27 protein-coding genes are annotated in these 22,205 nt (G+C 70.4%); 11 read left to right on the plus strand and 16 right to left on the minus strand.

Annotated elements, in window-relative coordinates; all coding sequences use genetic code 11:
* Positions 1–56: 56 nt before the first annotated feature.
* On the minus strand, positions 57–194 hold the full coding sequence (locus QE410_RS09585; protein ID WP_167345225.1) for a hypothetical protein: 138 nt from the start codon (positions 192–194) through the stop codon (positions 57–59).
* Positions 195–338: 144 nt separating this feature from the next.
* On the opposite strand from QE410_RS09585, the gene QE410_RS09590 reads away from it, so the two are divergent.
* Complete coding sequence (locus QE410_RS09590; RefSeq protein WP_154921969.1) at positions 339–887, plus strand: type 1 glutamine amidotransferase domain-containing protein; 549 nt, start codon at positions 339–341, stop codon at positions 885–887.
* 58 nt (positions 888–945) lie between these two features.
* Here the strand turns inward: QE410_RS09590 and QE410_RS09595 are convergent, their stop codons facing one another.
* The 3 genes from QE410_RS09595 to QE410_RS09605 form a co-directional block, all read right to left on the minus strand.
* Positions 946–1,251 (minus strand): hypothetical protein, encoded by a 306-nt coding sequence (locus QE410_RS09595; RefSeq protein WP_307331028.1) that lies wholly within the window; start codon positions 1,249–1,251, stop codon positions 946–948.
* Between the two features lie 81 nt (positions 1,252–1,332).
* Entirely contained in the window at positions 1,333–2,154 is an 822-nt protein-coding gene (locus QE410_RS09600; RefSeq protein WP_307331031.1) for an Fpg/Nei family DNA glycosylase, read from the minus strand.
* 12 nt (positions 2,155–2,166) lie between these two features.
* On the minus strand, positions 2,167–3,573 hold the full coding sequence (locus QE410_RS09605; RefSeq protein ID WP_307331034.1) for a flotillin family protein: 1,407 nt from the start codon (positions 3,571–3,573) through the stop codon (positions 2,167–2,169).
* 171 nt (positions 3,574–3,744) lie between these two features.
* On the opposite strand from QE410_RS09605, the gene QE410_RS09610 reads away from it, so the two are divergent.
* The gene (locus QE410_RS09610; RefSeq protein WP_307331037.1) at positions 3,745–4,158 is read left to right on the plus strand and encodes a glucose-6-phosphate dehydrogenase; all 414 of its coding nucleotides are present in this window, start codon (positions 3,745–3,747) and stop codon (positions 4,156–4,158) included.
* Positions 4,159–4,225: 67 nt separating this feature from the next.
* On the opposite strand, the gene QE410_RS09615 is transcribed toward QE410_RS09610, so the two are convergent.
* Both QE410_RS09615 and QE410_RS09620 read right to left on the minus strand, forming a co-directional pair.
* Positions 4,226–5,194 carry an aldose 1-epimerase family protein gene (locus QE410_RS09615; RefSeq protein ID WP_307331040.1) on the minus strand — a complete coding sequence of 323 codons (969 nt, stop codon included), beginning with the start codon at positions 5,192–5,194 and terminating at the stop codon, positions 4,226–4,228.
* A 115-nt stretch (positions 5,195–5,309) separates the two neighbouring features.
* On the minus strand, positions 5,310–5,480 hold the full coding sequence (locus QE410_RS09620; protein WP_307331043.1) for a CsbD family protein: 171 nt from the start codon (positions 5,478–5,480) through the stop codon (positions 5,310–5,312).
* Positions 5,481–5,654: 174 nt separating this feature from the next.
* On the opposite strand from QE410_RS09620, the gene QE410_RS09625 reads away from it, so the two are divergent.
* Positions 5,655–6,962, plus strand: coding sequence for a D-alanyl-D-alanine carboxypeptidase family protein (locus QE410_RS09625; protein WP_307331045.1), 1,308 nt, complete (start codon positions 5,655–5,657; stop codon positions 6,960–6,962).
* 71 nt (positions 6,963–7,033) lie between these two features.
* Positions 7,034–7,282, plus strand: coding sequence for a hypothetical protein (locus QE410_RS09630; protein ID WP_307331048.1), 249 nt, complete (start codon positions 7,034–7,036; stop codon positions 7,280–7,282).
* 14 nt (positions 7,283–7,296) lie between these two features.
* Here QE410_RS09630 and QE410_RS09635 read toward each other — a convergent pair whose 3' ends face one another.
* The 3 genes from QE410_RS09635 to QE410_RS09645 all read right to left on the minus strand — a co-directional run bounded on the left by QE410_RS09635 (position 7,297) and on the right by QE410_RS09645 (position 10,135).
* A complete protein-coding gene (locus tag QE410_RS09635) occupies positions 7,297–8,175 on the minus strand; it encodes a hypothetical protein (RefSeq protein ID WP_307331051.1) in 879 nt (292 codons plus the stop codon).
* 97 nt (positions 8,176–8,272) lie between these two features.
* Positions 8,273–9,346, minus strand: a complete 1,074-nt coding sequence (ychF, locus tag QE410_RS09640; protein WP_307331057.1) for a redox-regulated ATPase YchF — start codon at positions 9,344–9,346, stop codon at positions 8,273–8,275.
* A 39-nt stretch (positions 9,347–9,385) separates the two neighbouring features.
* The gene (locus tag QE410_RS09645; protein WP_307331059.1) at positions 9,386–10,135 is read right to left on the minus strand and encodes a class I SAM-dependent methyltransferase; all 750 of its coding nucleotides are present in this window, start codon (positions 10,133–10,135) and stop codon (positions 9,386–9,388) included.
* Positions 10,136–10,392: 257 nt separating this feature from the next.
* On the opposite strand from QE410_RS09645, the gene QE410_RS09650 reads away from it, so the two are divergent.
* Together QE410_RS09650 and rmuC are read left to right on the plus strand one after the other, a co-directional pair.
* The gene (locus QE410_RS09650; protein WP_307331062.1) at positions 10,393–10,986 is read left to right on the plus strand and encodes a 3'-5' exonuclease; all 594 of its coding nucleotides are present in this window, start codon (positions 10,393–10,395) and stop codon (positions 10,984–10,986) included.
* A 54-nt stretch (positions 10,987–11,040) separates the two neighbouring features.
* Positions 11,041–12,390 carry a DNA recombination protein RmuC gene (rmuC, locus tag QE410_RS09655; RefSeq protein WP_307331065.1) on the plus strand — a complete coding sequence of 450 codons (1,350 nt, stop codon included), beginning with the start codon at positions 11,041–11,043 and terminating at the stop codon, positions 12,388–12,390.
* 264 nt (positions 12,391–12,654) lie between these two features.
* Here the strand turns inward: rmuC and QE410_RS09660 are convergent, their stop codons facing one another.
* Together QE410_RS09660 and glpX are read right to left on the minus strand one after the other, a co-directional pair.
* Positions 12,655–12,867, minus strand: a complete 213-nt coding sequence (locus tag QE410_RS09660) for a UDP-N-acetylmuramyl pentapeptide phosphotransferase (RefSeq protein ID WP_307331068.1) — start codon at positions 12,865–12,867, stop codon at positions 12,655–12,657.
* 373 nt (positions 12,868–13,240) lie between these two features.
* The gene (glpX, locus tag QE410_RS09665; RefSeq protein WP_307331070.1) at positions 13,241–14,230 is read right to left on the minus strand and encodes a class II fructose-bisphosphatase; all 990 of its coding nucleotides are present in this window, start codon (positions 14,228–14,230) and stop codon (positions 13,241–13,243) included.
* Between the two features lie 177 nt (positions 14,231–14,407).
* Here glpX and fbaA point away from each other — a divergent pair, with 177 nt between their 5' ends.
* On the plus strand, positions 14,408–15,436 hold the full coding sequence (gene fbaA, locus QE410_RS09670; RefSeq protein ID WP_058231243.1) for a class II fructose-bisphosphate aldolase: 1,029 nt from the start codon (positions 14,408–14,410) through the stop codon (positions 15,434–15,436).
* A 207-nt stretch (positions 15,437–15,643) separates the two neighbouring features.
* Here fbaA and QE410_RS09675 read toward each other — a convergent pair whose 3' ends face one another.
* The 5 genes from QE410_RS09675 to QE410_RS09695 form a co-directional block, all read right to left on the minus strand.
* Positions 15,644–16,189 carry an MOSC domain-containing protein gene (locus QE410_RS09675; protein ID WP_307331075.1) on the minus strand — a complete coding sequence of 182 codons (546 nt, stop codon included), beginning with the start codon at positions 16,187–16,189 and terminating at the stop codon, positions 15,644–15,646.
* 128 nt (positions 16,190–16,317) lie between these two features.
* On the minus strand, positions 16,318–17,019 hold the full coding sequence (locus tag QE410_RS09680) for a zf-HC2 domain-containing protein (RefSeq protein WP_307331078.1): 702 nt from the start codon (positions 17,017–17,019) through the stop codon (positions 16,318–16,320).
* Entirely contained in the window at positions 17,016–17,522 is a 507-nt protein-coding gene (locus QE410_RS09685) for a sigma-70 family RNA polymerase sigma factor (RefSeq protein WP_307331080.1), read from the minus strand. The genes QE410_RS09680 and QE410_RS09685 overlap by 4 nt, the downstream gene beginning before the upstream one ends.
* Before the next feature lie 59 nt (positions 17,523–17,581).
* Positions 17,582–18,148 (minus strand): DUF6264 family protein, encoded by a 567-nt coding sequence (locus tag QE410_RS09690; RefSeq protein ID WP_307331083.1) that lies wholly within the window; start codon positions 18,146–18,148, stop codon positions 17,582–17,584.
* Positions 18,145–19,206, minus strand: coding sequence for a 4-hydroxy-3-methylbut-2-enyl diphosphate reductase (locus QE410_RS09695; protein WP_307331085.1), 1,062 nt, complete (start codon positions 19,204–19,206; stop codon positions 18,145–18,147). The genes QE410_RS09690 and QE410_RS09695 overlap by 4 nt, the downstream gene beginning before the upstream one ends.
* A gap of 65 nt (positions 19,207–19,271) precedes the next feature.
* On the opposite strand from QE410_RS09695, the gene xseA reads away from it, so the two are divergent.
* Genes xseA through QE410_RS09715 form a run of 4 tightly spaced genes read left to right on the plus strand, consistent with a single transcriptional unit; the run spans position 19,272 to position 22,204 of the window.
* Positions 19,272–20,666 carry an exodeoxyribonuclease VII large subunit gene (gene xseA, locus QE410_RS09700; protein ID WP_307331088.1) on the plus strand — a complete coding sequence of 465 codons (1,395 nt, stop codon included), beginning with the start codon at positions 19,272–19,274 and terminating at the stop codon, positions 20,664–20,666.
* A gap of 10 nt (positions 20,667–20,676) precedes the next feature.
* Positions 20,677–20,904, plus strand: coding sequence for an exodeoxyribonuclease VII small subunit (locus QE410_RS09705; RefSeq protein WP_228375872.1), 228 nt, complete (start codon positions 20,677–20,679; stop codon positions 20,902–20,904).
* Entirely contained in the window at positions 20,904–21,536 is a 633-nt protein-coding gene (locus tag QE410_RS09710) for a DUF4245 family protein (RefSeq protein ID WP_307331094.1), read from the plus strand. Before QE410_RS09705 ends, QE410_RS09710 begins: the two co-directional genes overlap by 1 nt.
* On the plus strand, positions 21,533–22,204 hold the full coding sequence (locus tag QE410_RS09715; protein ID WP_082642140.1) for a carbonic anhydrase: 672 nt from the start codon (positions 21,533–21,535) through the stop codon (positions 22,202–22,204). The genes QE410_RS09710 and QE410_RS09715 overlap by 4 nt, the downstream gene beginning before the upstream one ends.
* The last annotated feature ends 1 nt before the right edge of the window (position 22,205 follow it).

Here is a 22,205-nt window from a genome sequence, read left to right on the forward strand (position 1 = left end):
GCGGCACGACGCCTCGCGCTCCTCGCGCCGGAAGCGTCTCGTTCAGGATGCCGCGGTCAGAGCGAGCACGAGCCGCCGCCGCAGCACTGCGATGCGGGCCGCGCCTCGTCGTCGGCTTCGACGGCGGGGGCACCCAGCAGCGTGATGAGCGGCTTCTCGGCGGGCTTCGTGTCAGACGCGGTGTCACCAGACATGCGCTCCATGCTACGCCGGCGCGCGCCGACGGGGGCCGGACGCCGCCGCTAACCCCGGGCGGCGGCATCCGCAACCCCCGTCCCGGGCTCGACCCCCGTTCCTAGCGTGGATGCGACCCCGATCGAGAAAGAGAGAGTCGACCCATGACCGATCTCAGCGGCAAGCGCATCGCCTTCCTGGCCACAGACGGATTCGAAGACAGCGAGCTGACCAGCCCGTGGGAGGCCGTGACCTCCGCCGGCGCCGAGGCCGTGCTCGTCTCGCCGAACGACGGCAGCATCAGCGGCGAGAAGGGCCACGAGCAGAAGGTGGACCTGTCGGTGTCCAGCGCCTCGGCGGGCGACTTCGACGCGCTGGTCCTGCCCGGCGGCGTGCAGAACGCCGATGACATCCGCATCGTGAAGGATGCCGTCTCGTTCGCGCGTGACTTCTTCGACCAGCACAAGCCGGTCGCCGTCATCTGCCACGGCGGCTGGATCCTCACCGAGGCTGACGTGCTGAAGGGCCGCACGCTCACCAGCTACCCCACCCTGCAGACCGACCTGCGTAACGCGGGCGCGACCTGGGTCGACGAAGAGGTGCACGTCGACCAGGGCCTGGTCTCGAGCCGCAACCCCGACGACCTGCCCGCGTTCAACGCGAAGCTCCTCGAAGAAGTCGCCGAGGGGAAGCACTCGGGCCAGACGGCCTGATCCCCGCGCGACGAAGGGGCCGCGGACTGCTCGTCCGCGGCCCCTTCAACGTGCGTGATCAGCTGCAGGTGTACGCGACGCTGTTGACCTCGTGGATGCCGGGCCCGAGCTCCGCGCAATTGCCGACGAACGAGAACGCGATCATCATGACCACGATGATGACGACCACGGTCGCAAGCGTCAGCACGGCGCCGATGATGATGCCGACGACCGCCGGGGTGTTCCGGTAGCCGGCTTTCTTCGACTGCACGAGCGCGACGATCGAGATGATGAGCCCGATCACGTTGAACGGGATCGATGCGATGAGGCCGACGATTCCGAGGGTCTTGCCGGGATAGGTGGTGGCGGGCGGCTGAACGGTCATGGGTGCTCCTGGTGGTGGCGAGGTGGGCCGTCGCGTTCACCATATTGCGCAACACCTGTCCGGCGCACGCACTGCTACCGGTCAGGCAGCAGGCCCCTGACACGACGGGCACCACTGCCCGCCACCCTTCGTACCGGGAATGTCCTCGATCAGGCCGTCGCAGTCGGGGCAGGGCTCGCCCGTGCGTCCGTGCACGCGCATCGACGCGACCTTCGCGGCCTTCTGGTCCGCGATCGGCACTCCGCGCCTTGCGATGACGGCCGACGTCAGGGTGTCGTGCAGCGCGCTCCACAGGCGGGTGATGTCGTCGTCCGTCAGCGACGCCGCGTGCGCGGTCGGCGACAGCCGCGCGGCGAAGAGGATCTCGTCGGAGTAGGCGTTGCCGATCCCCGCAAGGGTCTCCTGCTCCTGCAGCAGCGCCTTGAGCTGCTTCCGCCGGTGTCCCAGCGCCGCGGCGAGCATGTCGCGGGAGTAGCCCGGGTCGGCGGCATCCGGTCCCAGCTTGGCGACCGAGGGCACCTCGTCGGCGGCGCCGACGACGTGCAGCTGCAGGGACAGCCACTCCCCGGCATCGGTGATGCCCAGGATGCCGTGCGCGAAGGCGATCCGGGCGATCACGGCCGCGACGGGCGCGGTGTCGTCGTCCGCCTCGGGCGCGGAGTTCCACGTGGCCCAGCCGGCCCGGCCGAAACCCAGCCCCAGGTGCACGCCGTCGAGATCGAGGTCGATGTGCTTGCCGTGCCGCGTGACGGCGGTCACCGTGCGGCCGACGAGCTCGTCGAGTGGGCGCGCGCGGGTCTTCAGCGCCCGCCCCTCGATCAGTTCGACCCCCGTCACCTCGCGCCCGGTCAGGCGCTCGCGCAGGAACAGCGCGAGCGCCTCGACCTCGGGGGCTTCAGGCACGGGCCACCGCGATCAGGACTCCGACGGCGCCGGCGGCGCGGTCGGGGCGGGGTACGAACGCGTCGACGCGGGCTCGCCCGTCTTCTGCGCCTGCGCGAACGCGTCCGCGACGACACGGCCCTGGATGATCTGCGTCAGATCGATGCCGGTGGCCGCGCGCACGGCCTCGAACGACGAGCGCAGGCCGGTCGCCGATTCGGCCGCGAGGTGGCCGCTGGCTCCTTCGCCGCCGAGCACCGTGATGTTGCCGACGCGGTCGTAGCCCTTGGCGAACTCGGCCATCATCGGCACGAGCGCCTCGAGCGCGCGCTGGGCGAGCAGAGCCTCTTGGTTGTGCGACAGGGCCTCCGCCTCGGCGCGGATCGCCTCGGCGCGCGCTTCACCGGCTAGGCGCACGGCCTGCGCGTCGGCTTCGGCGCGCACGCGCACGGCGGCGGCCTCCTGCTCCGCGATCTCGGCACGCGCCTGGGCGGCCTTGATCTGCGCGTAGGCCTCGGCGTCGGCTTCCTTCTGCCGCTGGTACAGGTCGGCGTCGGCGACGCGGGAGACCTCGGACTCCAGGCGGGCCTGCGTGTTCTGCGCCTCCTGCTGCAGAACGGCCTGGCGGCGCTCGGCGCGGGTCAGCGCCTCGGCCTGCTCGGCCTCGGCATTGGCGCGGCCGACCTCGGCCTTGGCCGCGGCGCTGTTCTTGTCGAGCGCGGTCTGCTCGATCAGGTTCGCCTCGTCGGTGGCAATCTGACGCGCGCGGATCTCGCGCACCGCGTTGATGCGGGCGACCTCGGCCTCGCGCTTCACACGCTCGACCTCGGTGGCGCCGAGGGCCGCGATGTAGCCGTTGCCGTCGGTGACGCCCTGGATCTGGAACGAGTCGAGGATGAGTCCCTGCGACGACAGGTCGCCCTTGATGCCCTCGGCGATCTGGTCCGACAGGCGCTGGCGGTCGCGCATGAGCTCTTCGACCGTGAGGGTGGCCACCACTCCGCGCAGCGCGCCCTCGAGCTGCTCGGTGGTGAACTGCTCGATCGCCTTGTCTTGCGAGGCGAAGCGCTCGGCGGCGCGGCGCACCGATTCGGGATCGGAGCCGATCTTCACCAGCGCCACACCGCTGACGTTCACGGTCACGCCGTTCGACGACTGCGCGGTCGGCTCCATCTTGATCTGGCGCGCCCGCAGCGAGATCATCTCGCCCCGCTGCGTGAGCGGGTTGACGATGGCGCCGCCGCCGGTGATGACCGTGATGCGCGACGACTCGCCGTCGGCGCTCTTCTGCCGCTTACCGACGATGACCAGGGCCTCGTCGGCCTTCGCGACGCGGTACCACCCGCGGATGACGAGGGCGAGCACCGCGATCACGACGATCGCGACCACCACCACGATCGCGACGATCAGTCCGACGGCTCCTAATGCGGCGAGTTCCATGCTTCTCCTTCGACAGGCGCCGGCCAGGCGGCGCGGGGAATTCCTCCCAACCTAACGGGGGGCCCCGCGGCCCTGTCCACCCTCTGCACGCACGATCCGCGTCCCGCGGGGGTGGGGAGGAGCGTACCGTTGGGGGTGAGGCGGCCCGAACCGCCGAAGAGAGGTCACCACATGAAGATCGTCTCGTCGCAGGACTGGCGCGATGCCATCCGCTTCGACGCCCCCGTCCTGGTCGCCGACGTCGTACCGGGCGACGCCACCCGCTGCGTCGCCTGCGGCGCCGATGGCCCGCTGTACGAGCGCACCGAGCTCTGGGCGGTCAAGCACCGCCACCCCAAGCATCACGGCGGTTTCGTGCGCTTCTACTGCGAGACGCACAAGCCGGCGGCCGCTCCCCCGCCTGCCGCCGCGCCCGTCGCGAGCGCCCGCGCGCGGGCCGCTGCGGCGCCTCGCGCGCAACGTCGCACCACCTCCCCCAAGCCCACGCCGATCACCGATCGTCCGACGCGGACGATGTGCCCCGACTGCTTCGTCGAGGTATCCGTCCACGGCGACTGCGGCATGTGCGGCGCGCAGGTCGTCTGACGCCGCCGACACGACAGAAGAACCGCCCCGGGGATCACCCCGGGGCGGTTCTGTCATCGCAGTGGTCTCAGCGTGCCGAGATCGTCCACCCGGCCTCGTGCGACGCGCCCGGGTCGAGCGACACCACGCCGGTGTCGAAGTCATAGGCGTCGTCGTTGAAGGCGTCGGGGGCGCAGGTCATCGGCTCCACGGCAAGACCGGCGCGGTGCCCGGGCGTCCCGGGCCCCGCCGGCAGGTCGGCGGTGTGGATCTGCACCCACGCGCACTCGCCCGCCCAGCTCATCGCCACCCCCGTGCCCGACGGATCGGTGACGACGACGCTCGCGCGGCCGTCGGCATCCCGGATCAGACCGGTGTACGCGTGGTCGATCTCGACCGCACCGAGCACCCGCTCGTCGCGGAAATCGAAGCGTTCGGCGTCGACGGCGACGGATGCCAGGGCCACCGGCGACAGCCGGTCGGGCGTCACCTCGAGCACGGTGTCGGCCGGCAGGGTCAGGCTCCATTCGTCCAGGGTCGCCGGGCCCGCGACGAGGTACGGGTGCGGGCCGGTGCCCCACGGTGCCGGCGTGTCCGACAGGTTCGTCGCGCGCACGGTCTGCGTGAGACCGTCGGTGCCGAGGCGGTAGGTGGTCGAGACGACGAGCCACCAGGGGTACCCCGCCTGCGCCGTGATGGTCGCCGTGAGCGTCGCCGCGTCGTCCGACGCATCGGTGACGTTCCAATCCGCCCACGAGAGCAGCCCGTGGAGTGCGTGCCCGCGGTTCGGCTCGGTCAACGCGAGCTGGTGCTCGACGCCGTCGAAGCGGTGGATGCCGTCGACGACGCGATTCGGCCAGGGCGCGAGCGTCGTACCGCGGTAGGCGGGACGCAGTTCGTCGGCATCGAAAGAGACGACGAGATCGCGACCCTCGTAGGTCAGCGAGCGGAGGGAGGCGCCGACGCTCGCGATGGCGGCCTCGTAGCCGTGGGCACGCAGGACGACGGGGGTGCCCGAGACGAGCGTGGGCGTCTCGGTGGGAACGACAGTGGTCATGACGCCATTATCGCGGTCTCGGCAACAAGCTCGCGGCATCCTGGATTCGCGCGGCCGCCGCGAAGAACGACGAATGCCCCGACCGCGGACGATCGGGGCATTCGGGGAGGGCGACTTACTTGAAGGCGTCCTTGACGTTCTCGCCGGCCTGCTTGACGTGAGCCTTGCTCTGGTCGGTCTGGCCCTCGGCTTCGAGGCGCTCGTTGTCGGTGCCCTTGCCGAACGCTTCCTTCGCCTTGCCGGCGATGTCTTCAGCGGCGTTCCTGATCTTGTCGTCGAGTCCCATGGCGGCTCCTCCCGTGTGGTCCTCGGGTATTTCCCGATGCCTTAACGGTAGGTCGAGGCCCCCGCGCGCGACGGGGGGCTTGAATTTCCTCTCGGCCTGAGGCAACGCCGCGGGTTAGGTTCGAGATGTGCGCCCCTCGTCTGCTCCCGTCCTCGTCAGCGTCGAGGCTTTCGCATGAACACCCTCGCCGACTTCCACGAGCTGCTCGACGATGCTCCCCGCGAGCCGCAGAGCAACGGTCGCGCCGGCCGCATCGCCCTCATCGTCTTCCTCGTCGTGACGTTCCTGGTGCTCGGCGGCAGCGGCGGATACGTCTGGTGGGCGTCCTCGGCCGCCCTGCCGGCCCCGATCGTCACATCGCAGGCCCCGGTCGCGGCCCCGGGGCCGGCGGCATCCCTCGTCCTGCCCTCCGACGGCGAGATGCTGATGAGCGTTGAAGGCGGCGAGGCCTACCTGGGTCCGGATGCCGCGGGCTCCTTCGCATCGTCGGGCGGCAACGACGCGCGGCCCATCGCCAGCATCGCCAAGCTGATCACCGCCCTCGTCGTGCTCGACGCCCACCCGCTCGACGGCCCCGGCGACCCGGGGCCCACGATCGCCTTCACCGAAGCCGACACCGACCTCTACGACCAGTTCTACGTGCAGGGCGCGGTCATCGCGAAGATGCCCGACGGGCTGCGCCTGTCGCTGCACGACTCGCTCGCGACGATGCTGCTGCCCTCGGCGGCGAACTACGCCGTGGCCAACGCGCGCTGGGCGTTCGGTTCCGAGAGCGCGTACGTGCAGGCGGCACGGTCGTGGCTGAGCGCGAACGGTCTCAACGACACGCGGATCGTGGATGCCACCGGCATCGACGACCGCAACACGAGCACGCCGAGCGATCTCGTCGCCCTGGGCCGCATCGCCGCGGCGAACCCCGTCGTCGCGTCGATCGTGCGGACGCCCTCCATCAGCGTCGAGGGTGCCGGTTACGTCACCAACACCAACGACCTGCTGGGCACGCTCGGCATCACGGGCATGAAGACAGGCAACCTCGGCGACGGCACCTTCAACCTGCTGTTCACCTCGACTCTCGACGTCGGAGTGGGAACGCCCCTCACCATCACCGGCGTCCGCATGAGCGGCGCGACGCATGACAGCACCGACAGCGACGTTTCTCGGCTTCTCCAGAGCCTGCAGGACGGATTCCACGAGGTCGGCCTGGGCACGGTCGGAGACGAGATCGGTTCCATCTCCACCGCATGGGGGTCGACGGCGTCGCTCGTGCTGGCGAAGACGACGGCGCTGCGCACCTGGTCGGACACCCCCATCGCGGCAGAGCTGGTCACGTCGACTCCGCAGGACTACGCCGACGGCGAGGTCGTCGGCACGGTGACATGGTCCGCGGGCCCGCAGACGGCGTCATCCCCGGTGAAGATCGCCGGCGAGATCGATGAGCCGACCCTGTGGTGGCGTCTGACGCACCCGACCGAGTTGGGCTGACGCGCGCCGCCGTGCGGCTGCTGCATCGTGAGGCCGACCCTCGCAGCGACGCGGGCGGTAGCCTCCTTGCTGTGTCCCAGAAGATCCCGTCTCGATCATTCGGCAGCCACCTGGCGTTCTTCCTCGTCTTCACCGCGCTATTCGCGGCCGGCGGAGTCCTGACCTTCATCGCCGCGCCGCTCTTCGGTCTCACGCCGCTGCAGTGGGGCATCGCGCTGGTGATCACCCTGTGGGTCGGAGTGTCGGCGGCGTGGGAGCTGCGGTGTATGCTCCTGGCGCGACGGTCGAGATCATCCTCTGCCGGACGGTCGGCGGGTTGAGTCGCACGAGATGATCAGGACCGTGGGCCGAGCTCTCTCAGCAGCCGAACGAGCGCGTCTTCGAAGCGGTCGGTGGTGAGTGAGAGAGAGCGCGTAGCGGCCTCGGCAAGGGAACTCGGCTTCCACGAACCTCGCAGGGCGGGGTGACCGCGCAAAAGCTTCTCGCGCTTGTCGTAGATCGATTTCCAGGGCGATCCTGGCTCGCCCCAGGACGGAACGTCGTCCGCGTTCATGTCGGCGCATTCGGCGAGTAGTCGCGGGTTTAGATTGACGAAAGATCCGTTCATCAGGGCATCGACCACAGCATCCTCGTCGTGCAGGTCGACCGATTCGTCATCGTCGTCGCTTTCGCCCGAGAAAGCTAGGAACGCAAGATGGGTGGCATCGGTCTCCATCCAGGCCGCTTCGTTCAACAGACCGGCGAAGCGCTCCGCCGGGAGCGGAAGGTCGGGACCGATTGTGGTGTCGATCGCCCGTAACAGCGCCACCTCGGTTCGCAGGTCCGCCAGGAGGTGGCGCACCTCTCGCCTGAGATCCGCCGATTCGGAGGCCTTCATCGGATGTTCCGAGAGCAACTCCGACAATCTCGGACTCGTCAGTGCCTCAATCTTCCTGGCTGCCAACAGCGCCGCTTTGCCGTGCGCAAGCACGTCCTGCTTCCAGGAGGAGAGAAAGGCGCTCGACTCCCGGTGTTCTTGCTCAGAGGCGAGATCGCGGGACTGTTTACTCGCTACTCGAGCCACGTAGACCGTCACCGCGACAGCCGCGATCGATAGCAGCGCGGCGACGGCGGAGGAGATCGCGGACAGCGCCTCGACCCAGCTCACGTCTTCGGAGACGGGCGCAGGCGCGCCCGGGGAAGGTGCGATTGAGCCCGTAAGCAAGATGAACACGGACATCATGCTCTCACGCAGGTTCGACGGCCCGGAGGGTGACGGCGAGGCGAAGACTGCGGGGCGTGAGCGCGAGCGGCGTGGCGACTGAGGTCACTCAGTTGTTGAAGCGGAACTCCACCACGTCGCCGTCCTGCATGACGTAGTCCTTGCCCTCGAGGCGGGCCTTGCCCTTCGCGCGGGCCTCGGCGACCGAGCCGAGCTCGACGAGGTCGGCGAACGAGATGACCTCGGCCTTGATGAAGCCCTTCTCGAAGTCGGTGTGGATGACACCGGCCGCCTGCGGTGCCTTCGCGCCCTGCGGGATCGTCCAGGCACGAGCCTCCTTCGGACCGGCCGTGAGGTAGGTCTGCAGGCCGAGGGTGTCGAAACCGATGCGGGCGAGCTGGTCGAGGCCCGACTCGTCCTGACCGGTGGACGCCAGCAGCTCGGCGGCATCCTCGGGGTCGAGGTCGATCAGCTCCGACTCGATCTTGGCATCCAGGAACACCGCCTTCGCGGGCGCGACCAGGGCCGCGAGCTCGTCTTTCTTCGCCTGGTCGGTCAGCACGGCCTCGTCGACGTTGAAGACGAAGATGAAGGGCTTCGCGGTCAGCAGACCCAGCTCACGGATGGGTGAGAGGTCGAGACCGGATGCCGAGAGGAGCACGCCGCGCTGCAGAGCGTCCTGCGCGGCCTTGGCGGCATCGAGCACCGAGGGGTCGAGCTTCTTGCCCTTGACCTCCTTCTCGTAGCGCGTGATCGCCTTCTCGAGCGTCTGGAGGTCGGCGAGCTGCAGCTCGGCGTTGATGGTCTCCATGTCGCTGGCGGGGTTCACCGCGCCGTCGACGTGCACGACGTCGTCGTCGGCGAATCCGCGGACGACCTGGGCGATGGCATCCGCTTCACGGATGTTCGCGAGGAACTGGTTGCCGAGCCCCTCGCCCTCGCTCGCGCCGCGTACGATGCCGGCGATGTCGACGAACGACACCGCAGCGGGCACGAGACGCTCGCTGCCGAAGACGTCGGCGAGCTGCTGCAGGCGCACATCGGGAAGATTCACGACCCCGACGTTGGGCTCGATGGTGGCGAACGGGTAGTTCGCGGCGAGCACCGAGTTCTTGGTCAGAGCGTTGAAGAGGGTCGACTTTCCGACGTTGGGAAGGCCGACGATTCCGATGGTAAGAGCCACGGGAGTCCAGGTTACCCGGCTCGACGCGCCGCCATCGCGTCAGGGCCGCCGCGCGCGGAACGTGTGGGTCACGTAGGGAAGGGCGACGGTGCCCCCATCGGCGAGCTCGGGGAGGGATGCCAGCACCCCGTCGACCGCGGCATCGATGCCGGCGCGCTTCTCGGGGCTCGCCGTGATGATGTCGCTGCGCGAGACGACGAGGTCGCGCAGCTGGGGCAGGGTGATGCTCCGCTCCCATCGCCACTCGCGGTGCTCCAGCTCGGCGAACGGCTCGGCGACACGCGGCCCCGTCGTCGCGAGCAGAACCTCGGCGTTCGAGCCGCCCATCGCCGCGGTGAGACGCCGCACCCACTCGACGCCGTCGTCGCGGATGTTCCAGATCAGCCCGAGCGCACCGCCGCTGCGCAGCACGCGCGCGATCTCGCGCGAACCCGGCTCGACATCGACCCAGTGCCATGCCTGTCCCGTGACGACGGCGTCGAGCCCCGCGTCGGGCAGGGGTAGCCGCTCGGCCGTTCCCGCGAACGTCGGCACGCCGCGCACGTTCTCGCGCAGGGCCGCGAGCATGTCGGCATCCGGATCGATGGCCACCACGTCGGCGCCGAGCTCGACGATGGCGCGGGTGAGCTTGCCGGTGCCCGCACCGACGTCGGCGACGCGCACCGACCGACCCGGCTCGCGCACCGGCTCGAGCAGCCACGCCACCGCCTCGGCGGGATACCCCGGACGCCCGGACTCATAGGCGGAGGCCGCCTGCCCGAACGAGGTCGACTTCTCGCGATCGGTCATGCGCCGACCCTACGCCGCACCTCCGACATCGCCGTCTCGCGCCGGTCCCGATCGCGCCGCGACGTCCTCGGCGGACACGACGCGGGAAGCCTGCTCGCTACCCGGCGTCGACCCGGTGCTCGATCCACGACGAGGCCGGTCGCCTCCTGCCTCGTGTCGATCGCCCGCGTGATGCTGCGTCGGGCCGCCCCGCTCCGGATGCCGCCGACACCGGCGCGCCTCACCGTCTCCCCGCCTTGGCGGGTGAGGGTGGAGGCGTGGCACTGGACTTCACCGCGATCGACTTCGAGACGGCGAACTCCAGCGGCGCCTCCGCGTGCGCCGTCGGCCTCGCCCGGGTGCGCAACGGCCGCGTCGTGTCTACCGCAGCCTGGCTGATCAAGCCGCCGGCCGGACACGACCACTTCGCGCCGATCAACGTCGGAATCCACGGCATCGAACCGTCTCACGTCGCGACCGCCCCGTCGTGGAGCGAGCAGCTCGCACGCCTGACCGCATTTGCCGGCGCCGATGTGCTGGTCGCCCACAACGCCGGCTTCGACATGTCGGTGCTGCGTCGCGCGTGCGCCGCCACCGGCGACGACTGCCCGCCCTACCGCTACCTGTGCAGCGTGCAGATGTCGCGCAAGACCTACGCGCTGGCCTCTTATCGCCTGCCGCTGGTCGCCGCCGAGGCCGGATGCTCCCCCTTCGCGCACCACGACGCGCTCGCAGACGCCGTGGCCTGCGCCGAGATCACCATCGACTGCGCCCGGCGCGCGGGCGTCGACGACGTGCACGACCTCGCCGCGCACCTCGGCGTGCGGGTGTCGCAGATCGCGTCGGAGCCGGTGGAGCGCGCCGTCGCCTGAGCCGTTCGGCGGCGTCATCACGCCGATGTCGGAGGTCTGATACATGCTGGGGCCATGGATGCCATCGCCCTCCTCCTCGTGATCGTCGCCCTCGCCGTCGGGGTCGCCGTCGGCTGGTTCGTCGGGTCGTCGCGGGCCACCGTGCGCGCCGCGGTCGAGCAGCAGACGCTCGCGTCCCGCGCCGCCGCGGCCGAGACGGCGCGCGCCGGCGTCGAGGCCCAGCTCGACCACCAGGTCGCGCTCTATCGCGAGCTGGCTGGTCAGTCGCGGGCCGATCAGGCCGCGCGTGAAGAACGAGAACGCCGCGATCAGACGGTGCTGCGCGCGCTCGACCCCGTCCGCGAGACGCTCGACGCGATGCAGCGCAAGGTCGACGGTCTCGAGCGCGATCGCGTCGAACAATACTCGGCGCTGAGCGAGCAGCTACGGCAGTCGCGCGAGGCCGACGAGGCCCTCCGCGCCACGACCGAATCCCTGGCATCGGCCATGCGCTCGGGGGCCACGCGCGGCGTCTGGGGAGAGACGCAGCTGCGACGCGTCGTCGAGGCGGCCGGCCTCACCCGCTACGTCGACTTCGACCTGCAGACGGCGATCTCGAGCGATGCCGGCGCGGGCCGCCCCGACATGGTGGTGCGCCTCCCCGGCGGCAAGTCGCTCGCCGTGGATGCCAAGGTCCCCCTCGACGCGTACCTGCAGGCCAGCGCCATCCCGGTCACCGCCACCGGCGACGAGGGGTCGCGGCGCGCAGCGCTGCTGACGAAGCACGCGCGCGCCGTCCGTGCCCACGTCGACGCGCTCGCGAAGAAGGCTTACTGGGCGGGCCTGACGACGAGCCCGGAGTTCGTCGTCTGCTTTCTGCCGAGCGAGTCCCTGCTGGCGTCCGCACTCGACGAAGACCCGACGCTCCTCGACTACGCCTTCACGCGGCGCGTGGCACTCGCCTCACCCGTCAATCTGTGGGCCGTGCTGAAGACCGTCGCCTTCACGTGGACCCAGCAAGACGTCTCCGACGAGGCACGCACCCTCTTCGCCCTCGGCACCGAGCTTTACGAGCGCGTCGGTGTGCTCGCCGGCCATGCGGGCGACCTTCGCCGGGCGATCGAGAGAACCGTCGACAGCTACAACAAGTTCGCCGGATCGCTCGAGACACGCGTCCTCGTCACGGCACGCAAGTTCCCCGGGATCGATGAGACGAAGCTCGACGCGGTGGCGGCTCCCGCCCCGCTCGATGCCATGCCGCGTCGGTGGACGGCTCCCGAGATGCTCGAGCTCGGCTCGGTGGAACCGCCGACGGGGCTCAGAACGCCGAACGAGGGGATGCCGGTCTCCCATGCCGTCGCAGACCTGGGCGGGGTGCGCGAGCGCGCCGGATGGGTGGAGGAAGGGCGTTCCGACGAGGAGTGAACGGCCGATCAGCCCCTCGGCTCGTCACGCCGCCGCTCCCTGAGCGACACGTCTCAGCGCCGCCGAAGCGACACGGCATACCGCCGCCGCCGAAGCGACGAGTTCCACGGCCGCTACCGGGACAGGACATACCGCCGCCGCGATACGTCCCACCGCCGCTACAGCGATGAGACGAACCGCCGCCGAAGCGACACGGCACACCGCCGTTACGGCACACAGAACCCGAAAGGACACGTCGCGACGACGACGCGTCGAACGGCCGGGTCAGGCGCCGCCGGGCACCCAGCTCAACAGGCTGACGACGGCGGCGGAGACGCCGACGAAGGCGCCTACCATCCACCATGCGCTGACCTCGTGGCCCTCCGCGCGACGAACGCGCAGCAGAACATCAGGTCGGCGGGCCGGGTCGACGGCGCTGGCGATGACCGCCTGAGCACCTGTCTGAGGTGCGGTCTGGTTCGTCGGAGCTGTAGTCACGGACGATCCCCCTTCGGGTCTCGGAAGCACACAGCGTCACCGTTGACACCGAGAACGATTCTGCCAGAGTCCCGTTCCGCGACCGGTCACGCTTGCGTCACGACACGCCCGGCTGTATCTGCACGTGCTGCAGCACCCGCCCACGTTTCCGGCAGCGCGGGCCCCGTGTCACCCGACGCACCCGCCCGCAGCCTCCTCCGACGCCGACAACCCGCGCCACCCGCCTGCCGGGCCATTTCACACCGAGACGGCACCCCGCCGACAGGCACCCCGCCGACGAGACGGTTGCAGCCGGCAACCGACGTGTCGGCGAACTCCCGTCGATCGATGCCCAGATCGCGGCCGACGCCGCGCGCCGCCTACCGGCCAGGTCTCACAGCCACTTCGAGGTCAGGTGCTCCGACGAGATGCGGCGCAGCGTGCCCGATGCCCCGCGCAGCACGACGCTCTCGGTGTAGAGGAAGTCGCCCTCGCGGCGGACTCCCTGCACGAGCTGGCCGTCGGTGACGCCCGTGGCGACGAAGATCGTGTTCTTGCCCTTCACCAGCCCGTCGGCCTCGTAGACCTCACCGTCGACCTGAAGACCGGCGTCGCGGCCCTTCTGCTTCTCGTCGTCGGTGCGCGGCACCAGCACTCCCTGGATGTGCCCGCCGAGCGCCTTGATCGCGCAGGCGGTGACGATCCCCTCGGGGCTCCCGCCGATACCGACGCACATGTCGGTGCGCGCGTTGTGGCGAGCCGCGTTGATGCCGCCGGCGACGTCGCCGTCGCTCATCAGGCGGGTACCGGCACCGGCCTCGCGAATGTCGGCGATGAGCTGCTCGTGGCGGGGCCGGTTCAGCACCGAGACGACGATCTCGTCGACGGGCTTGCCCAGCGCTTTGGCCAGCAGGCGGATGTTCTCCCCGATCGGAAGGCGGATGTCGACGACGCCGACACCGGCGGGACCCGTGACCAGCTTGTCCATGTAGAACACGCTCGACGCGTCGAGCATCGACCCCTGGTCGGAGACGGCGATCACCGACAGCGCATTCTGACGTCCGGCGGCGGTCAGCGACGTGCCGTCGATGGGGTCGACGGCCACGTCGCACTGCGGTCCGCGTCCGTTGCCGACACGCTCGCCGTTGTACAGCATGGGGGCGTTGTCCTTCTCGCCCTCGCCGATGACGATCGTCCCGTCGAAGTTGACCGTGCTGAAGAAGGCACGCATCGCGTCGACAGCGGCGCCATCCGCCGCCTCCTTGTCGCCTCGTCCGATGAAGGGGACGGCGCGAATGGATGCCGCCTCCGTCGCCCTCACCAACTCCAGCGCCAGGTTGCGGTCGGGGTGCAGAGGGCTCATGTCGGCAGTCAGGCTCACCATGGGGCCACTGTAGCCAGGGACGCGGCGACAATCGCTTCTTTTGCCCCGCCGTGGGGCGAAGGAATCGCGGTTTTTAACAGATCGGCAGAAGTGGGCCGTTCCTGTCGCGCGCGCACCGTCACGATCCGACGCCTTCGCTAGGCTGACGTTGTCCCGACAACACCAAGGAGCACCTCCATGCCCGTCGCCACTCCTGAGCAGTACGCCGACATGCTCGACCGCGCCAAGGCCGGCAGCTTCGCGTACCCCGCGATCAACGTCTCGAGCTCGCAGACCATCAACTCGGTGCTCCAGGGCCTGACCGAAGCCGGCTCCGACGGCATCCTCCAGGTCACCACCGGCGGCGCAGACTACTTCGCCGGCCACACCGTGAAGGCCCGCGCCACCGGCGCCCTCGCCTTCGCGAAGTACGTCACCGAGGTGGCCAAGAACTACCCCATCACGGTCGCCCTCCACACCGACCACTGCCCCAAGGACGCCCTCCCCGGCTTCGTCCTGCCCCTGCTCGAGGCCTCCGAAGAAGAGGTCAAGGCGGGGCGCAACCCCATCTTCCAGTCGCACATGTGGGACGGATCGGCCGTTCCCCTCGACGAGAACATCGACATCGCGGCCGAACTTCTCCCCCGCATGAAGAACATCAACGCCATCCTCGAGATCGAGGTCGGCGTGGTCGGCGGCGAAGAAGACGGCGTGCAGCACGAGGGCTCGAACGACGCCCTGTACACGACCGTCGCCGACGTCACCAAAGCCGTCGAGCGCCTCGGCCTCGGCGAGAACGGCCGCTACATCTCGGCCCTCACCTTCGGCAACGTGCACGGCGTGTACAAGCCCGGTGGCGTCAAGCTGCGCCCCGAGCTGCTCGGCGAGATCCAGGAGGGCATCGCCGCGAAGTTCGGCACCGGCCCGAAGCCCCTCGACCTCGTCTTCCACGGCGGCAGCGGCTCGACCGACGACGAGATCGCCCTCGCCGTCGCGAACGGCGTCGTCAAGATGAACATCGACACCGACACCCAGTACGCCTTCACGCGCTCGATCGCGGGCTACATGTTCTCGAACTACGAGGGTGTGCTCAAGCTCGACGGCGAGGTCGGCAACAAGAAGCAGTACGACCCCCGCGCCTGGGGCAAGGTCGCCGAGTCGGCGATGGCCGTGCGCGTGGTCGAGGCCACGAAGCAGCTCGGCTCCTACGGCCAGTCGAAGAGCTGATCACCCGCTCCCCCACGAACGCCCCGGCCCTCGGCCGGGGCGTTCGTCGTTTCCGGATGCCACGTCCACGCGCCCACGCACACTCCCGGCCCGAGCCCATCCGCGGGGCCCGTGTCCGACATGCCGCACGCCGGGCCCTGGCAACGGCGTGTCGCCTGTGACATCCGCCGTTGCGCACGCCCCGGCAGCCGCGCGACACCCCGACCGTCAGCTGCGGTACATCTCCAACACCGTCTGCGCGCCCTCCGGCGACGACACGACCTCGATGGCATCCCCCGCCCGCACCTCGCCGGCACGTCGGACGCTCAGGTACGCACCGAGGCGCCCCTCGTCGGAGAAGCGCTTCACCCAGCCCCGGCCCGCGGCACCACCCACCCAGCGCGCGAATGTCGCACACGGAGTGCGGGGCATCGTCACCTCGACCTCGACGGTGTCGCCGATGCGCCACACCTCGCCGATGCGCGCGCCGTTGACGTCGAGGCCCTCGACGCGCAGGTTCTCACCGAACCACCCCGCGGGCAGCTCGCGGCCGAGCTCGCCCTCCCAGAATGCGGCGTCCTCGTGGGCGTAGGCGTAGACCGCCTTGTCCGGACCGCCGTGATGCTTGCGACTCGCCTGCACGTCAGCTCGCACGCCCAGTTTGCCGACGCGGACAGCACCCGCGAGCGGGCGTTTGTCGATGGCGGTCACGCCGACCGATCCGGCATCCGGATGCAGGGTGTGAACGGCGCAGACGGCGACGAGATGAGGCATGCGACGATGCTAGAGCGTGCTCACGCGCATCCCCGACCACCCGCGCATCCCCGGCACGGCGACCGGCGCCCACGGAGGGAACCGCCCTGGCGGACCCTCTCCCGGTTCCCGCGGCGTGGGAGCCCGCCCTACGGCGAGTCGAACGCGCGCCGCATCACCACGCGATCGCCGTCGAGCGTGCGGATCTCGACCGCGTCGATGTCCGCGGCGGCCAGGTCGGTGCCGGCGCTCAGCTCGGTCGTCGATCCCGGCCCCGCTCGCCATGTGGACAGCACGCTCGTCGAACCCGCGTCGTCGGTGATCGCCAGAGCGTACGGCCAGCCGCCGGGCGGGGCGTCGAGCACCTGTCCGGTGTACTGACACACGAGGTCGATGCGGGTTCCCCACGGCACCGAGGTGAGCTTGACCGACGCTTCCAACGGCGCACCGCCCACGTCGTCGAGGGCGTAGACCGACCCCGTCGACGTCGTCGCGCCCCCGATGGCGATGACGCTCGGCACGGCGATCGCGACGAGGGCGATGGATGCCGCAAGGGTCCACGCCGTGACGCGGCGAGCGCGCCGGCGACGCGCGGTCCGCACCACTCGTTCGCGAAGGGCGGGGTCAGGGGTGGGCAGGGCGACCGGGCGGGTCTCGGCACCCAGCGCTCGCGCGCGGTCCGCCGACAGGCGCGACAGCAGCCCCGGGGTCGGCGCCAACTCGGCGACGGCCGCGCGGCACTCGGCGCAGACGGCGAGGTGCGCTTCGAACTCCGCCCGGTCGGCCGGACCGAGCGCCCCGAGGACGTAGGCGCCGTCCGAGGTCGAAAGACGTTCGTGGTCGGTGTTCATCGGGTCACCCCCCTCTCCTGCAGGGCGAGTCGGAGCGCGCGCACGGCGTAGTGCAGGCGCGACTTGACGGTTCCGGCGGGGATGCCGAGTTCTTCGGCCGCCTGCGCCACACTGCGCCCGCCGTAGTAGGCGCTGACGATGACGGCACGGTGGTCGGGGGTAAGGGTCGCCAGCGCCTCCTCGACCAGCAGCGCGTCGAACATGGCATCCGTATCGTCGTCGCGCACCCGGTCGGGCACTTCGTCGACGGGGAGCTCGTGGCGGCGGCGAGCGCTGCGCGCCTCGTCGATGACGATGTTGCGCGCGACGGTGTACATCCATGAACGCAGCGACGAGGGATCGTCGTTCATGACGCGCGGAGTACGCCACGCACGAAGTAGCGTCTCCTGCACCACGTCGTCGGCGCCGGCGTGATCCCCGGTCAGACTGACGACGTAACGCCACACGGGCACGGCGTGCGCGTCGTACAGCGCCGTCAGCTGCGTCTGCTCGTCGCGCACCATGCCCCCTCCGCGTGTTCGAGAACCGTCTCAGGAGAACACGGGATGCCGGCCCGCCCGGTTCAGTTCGGAACGCTGCCGATGATCGCGGTCATGAACTGCTGGTCGCCCGCCAGGGCCAGGGTCACGCAGACACCGGCGATGAGGGCGGTCGCGACGAAGCCGGCGATCGGGATCCAGAAGGCGACCTTGCCGCGTTTCAGGCGTCGCCAGGTGAGCACGGCGGTCAGCAGCCACCCGATGCCGTAGACGAGGGCGGCAGCCGCGCCCCAGACGTATCCGCTCTGCAGGTTGGTGTAGGCGGCGTCGACGCCCAGCACGTTCGCGGCGGACTCCGCGTAGCGGGGGAAGTCGAGAAGCTGCCCGATGGTCGACACCGTCGACACGAGCCCGTACGCGAGCAGGCCGCCCGTGATGATGCGGTCCCAAAGGGGTCCGCGCAGCGCTCCCGGGCGAGCGCCGTCGACCGGGGCGGGCGCCGGCTGTTCGGGCTGCGGCGCGACGCCGGCGTCGAGCGCCTCGGTCACCTCGGGCCGCTGGATGCGCGCACGCTGCTCCTCGGGGGTGGCGTACTCGCCGTACTGCGGGCGCGGACGAGCCTCGCCGTTGCCGGTCGTTGCCTCGCTCACGCCCGACCCCGCCCGCCGAGCGCGCGGCTGTCGCGCTTGCCGCTGGCATCCTGACGCAACTCCTTGGGGAGCGAGAAGATGAGGTCCTCTTCAGCCGTACGCACCTCTTCGACGTCGCGGTAGCCCGCTCCGGCGAGTTCTTCGAGCACCTCGGTGACGAGCACCTCGGGAACCGAGGCGCCGCTGGTCACCCCGACGGTCTCGACGCCTTCGAGCCACTCCTGCTTGACCTCGTCGACGTAGTCGACGCGGTACGCGGCCTTGGCGCCGTGTTCGAGGGCGACCTCGACGAGCCGCACGCTGTTGGAGGAGTTCGCCGAGCCCACGACGATCACGAGGTCGGCGCCGACAGCGACCTTCTTGATGGCGACCTGGCGGTTCTGCGTGGCGTAGCAGATGTCGTCGGAGGGCGGGTCCTGCAGCTGCGGGAAGCGCTCGCGCAGACGCCGCACCGTCTCCATGGTCTCGTCGACCGAGAGCGTGGTCTGCGAGAGCCACACGACCTTCGACGGGTCGCGCACCTCGATGGTGTCGGCGTGGTCGGGCGAGTTGACGACGGTCACGTGCTCGGGCGCCTCGCCGGCGGTGCCCTCGACCTCCTCGTGACCCTCGTGGCCGATCAGCAGGATCTCGAAGTCGTCGCGGGCGAAGCGCACCGCCTCGCGGTGCACCTTGGTCACGAGCGGACAGGTCGCATCGATCGCCTGGAGTCCGCGATCGGATGCCGCGGACACGACGGCGGGCGAGACCCCGTGCGCGCTGAAGACGACGTGCGCTCCGGCGGGGACTTCGTCGACCTCCTCGACGAAGATCGCGCCCTTCTTCTCGAGCTCGGTCACGACGTGGATGTTGTGCACGATCTGCTTGCGCACGTACACCGGCGCGCCGTAGCGCTCGAGCGCCTTCTCGACGGCGATGACGGCGCGGTCGACACCGGCGCAGTAGCCGCGGGGAGCGGCCAACAGCACCTTCTTGTGACCCTGGACGGGGATATCCTGGAGCCGCCCGCGTCGACCCGGGATACGGGGAACGGGCAGGTGGACGGCAGGTGAGCTCACCCCTCGATTCTACCGGGGTGCCCCTGGACGCCGGCCGAACCGCGCACCTCGACCCTTCGGAGACCATGACCTCGTTCCAGCCCGAGACGATCGCGGGTCAGGCTCCGCCCGCCGACAGCGTCCACCCCCGCGACTCGCGCACGGACGCGCCGACCTCGGTCTCCCGCCTGAACGACACCATCCGCGGGTTCATCGAGCGCTGGGGGTCGGTGTGGGTCGAGGGCGAGATCACCTCGTTCAACCGCCGCGGCGGCAACGTCTTCGGGCGTCTGAAAGACCTCGGCACCGAGTCGACGGTGGCGTTCCGCATCTGGTCGAGCACGCTGAACCGCCTGCCGAAAGACCTCAAGGTCGGCGACCACGTCGTCGCGTGCGTCAAGGCCGACTACTTCCCGCGCACGGGCGACTTCTCGTTCTCGATCTCGGCGATGCGCCACGTGGGGCTCGGAGAACAGCTCGAGCGTCTCGAGCGCCTGCGCGTGCAGCTGCGCGCAGAGGGCCTGTTCGACCCGGTCCGCAAGAAGAAGCCGCCCTTCCTCCCCCACTGCATCGGGCTCATCACGGGCGAGAACTCCGACGCCGAGAAAGACGTGCATCGCAACGCCGAGCTGCGCTGGCCCCGCGTGCGCTTCCGCACCCAGCACGCCGCCGTGCAGGGCGACCGGTGCGTTCCCGAGACTCTCGCGGCGCTGAAGATCCTGGATGCCGACCCCGAGGTCGACGTGATCGTCATCGCGCGCGGCGGCGGGGATCCGCAGACGCTGCTCGGCTTCAGCGACGAGCGGCTGCTGCGGGCCGTCGCGGCGGCATCCACCCCGATCGTCAGCGCGATCGGCCACGAGAACGACCGACCCCTCCTCGACGAGGTCGCCGACGTGCGCGCCTCCACCCCCACCGATGCGGCCAAGCGTGTGGTGCCCGACGTGAGCGAGCAGCGGGCGCTGGTCGCACAGCTGCGGGCGCGCCTGACCGGGCGTCTCACGCAACGAGTGCTGCACGACATCGCCCAGCTCGAGCAGGTGCGCTCCCGTCCGGCGCTGCGCACCCCGCACGCGATGCTCACCTCCCGGGCTCAGGAGCTGTGGATGCTGTCGAACCGCGGCCGTGACATCGTCGACCGCCGTATCGAGGGCGAGCGGCGCCGCGCGAGCGAGCTCGGCGCGGGGCTTCGCGCGCTCTCGCCTCTGGCCACACTCGCCCGCGGGTACGCGATCGCCCAGCTGCCCGACGGCACCGTGCTGCGCGACGCGGCGCAGGCCCCGGCCGGCACCGCGCTCCGACTCACCGTCGAAGAGGGAACGGTGGCCGCACGGTCGGAGGGCGGTGTCCCCGACGCGGTTCCGCACGGGAAGGCCACGGCCGGCCGCGTTCCGGCGGACCGCTCCGACTCCGCGGCATCCGTAGATCGACCGCTCGACGACGAAGCACCCGGCGACCGAGTGTCGGAGGGCCGCGCCTAGAATGGATGCCATGACCGCGACGACACCCGGCCCCTCCGCCGACGTCGCGTCCCTCTCGTTCGAGCAGGCCCGCGACGAACTCGTCCGCGTCGTCGCCGAGCTCGAGCAGGGCGCACCGACGCTCGAAGAGTCGCTGGCCCTGTGGGAGCGCGGCGAGAAGCTCTACGCCCGCTGCGAGGAGTGGCTGCTCGGCGCCAAACGTCGCCTCGATGCCGCACGCGGCGAGGGAGACTCCTGATGGCCCGCGTCGTCGCCCACCTCGGTCGTCCCGAGACCCCGCAAGAGACGGCCGACCGCAAGGCGGAGTCCTCTCGGCGGTACCGGTCGAGCAAGACCTTCCGCAACCTCATGGCGGCGATGCTCGTCACCATCGCGGTCGTGTTCGTCGTCGTCGCCGCCGTCCCGCGCGGCGAGCCGGCTCCGCGGCCCGAACCCGACGTCACCGCGCTGGCCGCCGATCTGCAGGCCGAGCGCGGGCGCCCCGTGCTCACGCCGTCGCTCGGCGAGGGGTGGCGCGTCAACCTGGCGACCACCGAGGGCGTCGGCGGCACCGAGGCGTGGACGATGGTCTACGTCCGTTCGGGCGAATCCGGCTTCCTCCGCGTCGCGCAGGGGTTCGATGCAGATGAAGCGTGGGTGGGGCAGGTGCTCGACGGCACCCGCAGCAGCGAGACGAACGAGATCGACGGCATCACCTGGAACGTCTACCGTCCGTCGAACCCTTCGGGCACGGGCAACATCGATTACGCGCTGGCCACCGAGGCCGGCCCCGACTACGTCCTCGTCTACGGCGACGCGGCACCCGAAACGGCGGCCCTCGCGGCCGCGTCCGTCACCACTCAGGTCGAGCAGTTGAGAGAGGTCCCGTGAGCGAGCGCATGACCCCGCGTCAGGTGTGGCAGCAGATGGTGGAAGGAAACCAGCGTTTCGTCGCCGGTCAGCCCGCCCATCCCCGTCAAGACGTGGAACGTCGCGCCGAGCTCGCCAGCTCGCAGCACCCCACCGCGGCGCTGTTCGGATGCTCCGACTCGCGGCTGGCCGCCGAGATCATCTTCGACGAGGGCCTGGGCGACCTGTTCGTCGTGCGAAACGCCGGCCAGGTCATCTCCGACTCGGTGATCGGAAGCCTCGAGTATGCCGTGGGCGTGCTCGAGGTGCCGCTCATCGTCGTCCTCGCGCACGACGCGTGCGGAGCCGTCGGCGCCGCCATCGACAGCACCGGTCTCGACGCCCCCACCCTGCCGGCCTACATCTGGCGCCAGATCGCCCCGATCGTGCCCGCCGTGCGCCGCGTGCAGCGCGCGAGCGCCGTCGACGGCCACCTGCCCGAGCGGGTCGACCCCGAACAGGTCGGCCGCGAGCACCTGCGCCACACCGTGGGCGAGCTGCTGCGCGCCTCGGAGCTCATCAGCGAGGCCGTCGCCGACGGTCGCACCGCCGTCGTGGGCGCCAACTACCGCCTCGACGAGGGAGAAGCCTTCCCCGTCGTCATCGTGGGCGACGTCGACGACGCGCGCGTCGAAGCCGTCCACAGCTGAG

This window comes from Microbacterium sp. SORGH_AS_1204 (assembly GCF_030818935.1).
Taxonomy (GTDB): domain Bacteria; phylum Actinomycetota; class Actinomycetes; order Actinomycetales; family Microbacteriaceae; genus Microbacterium.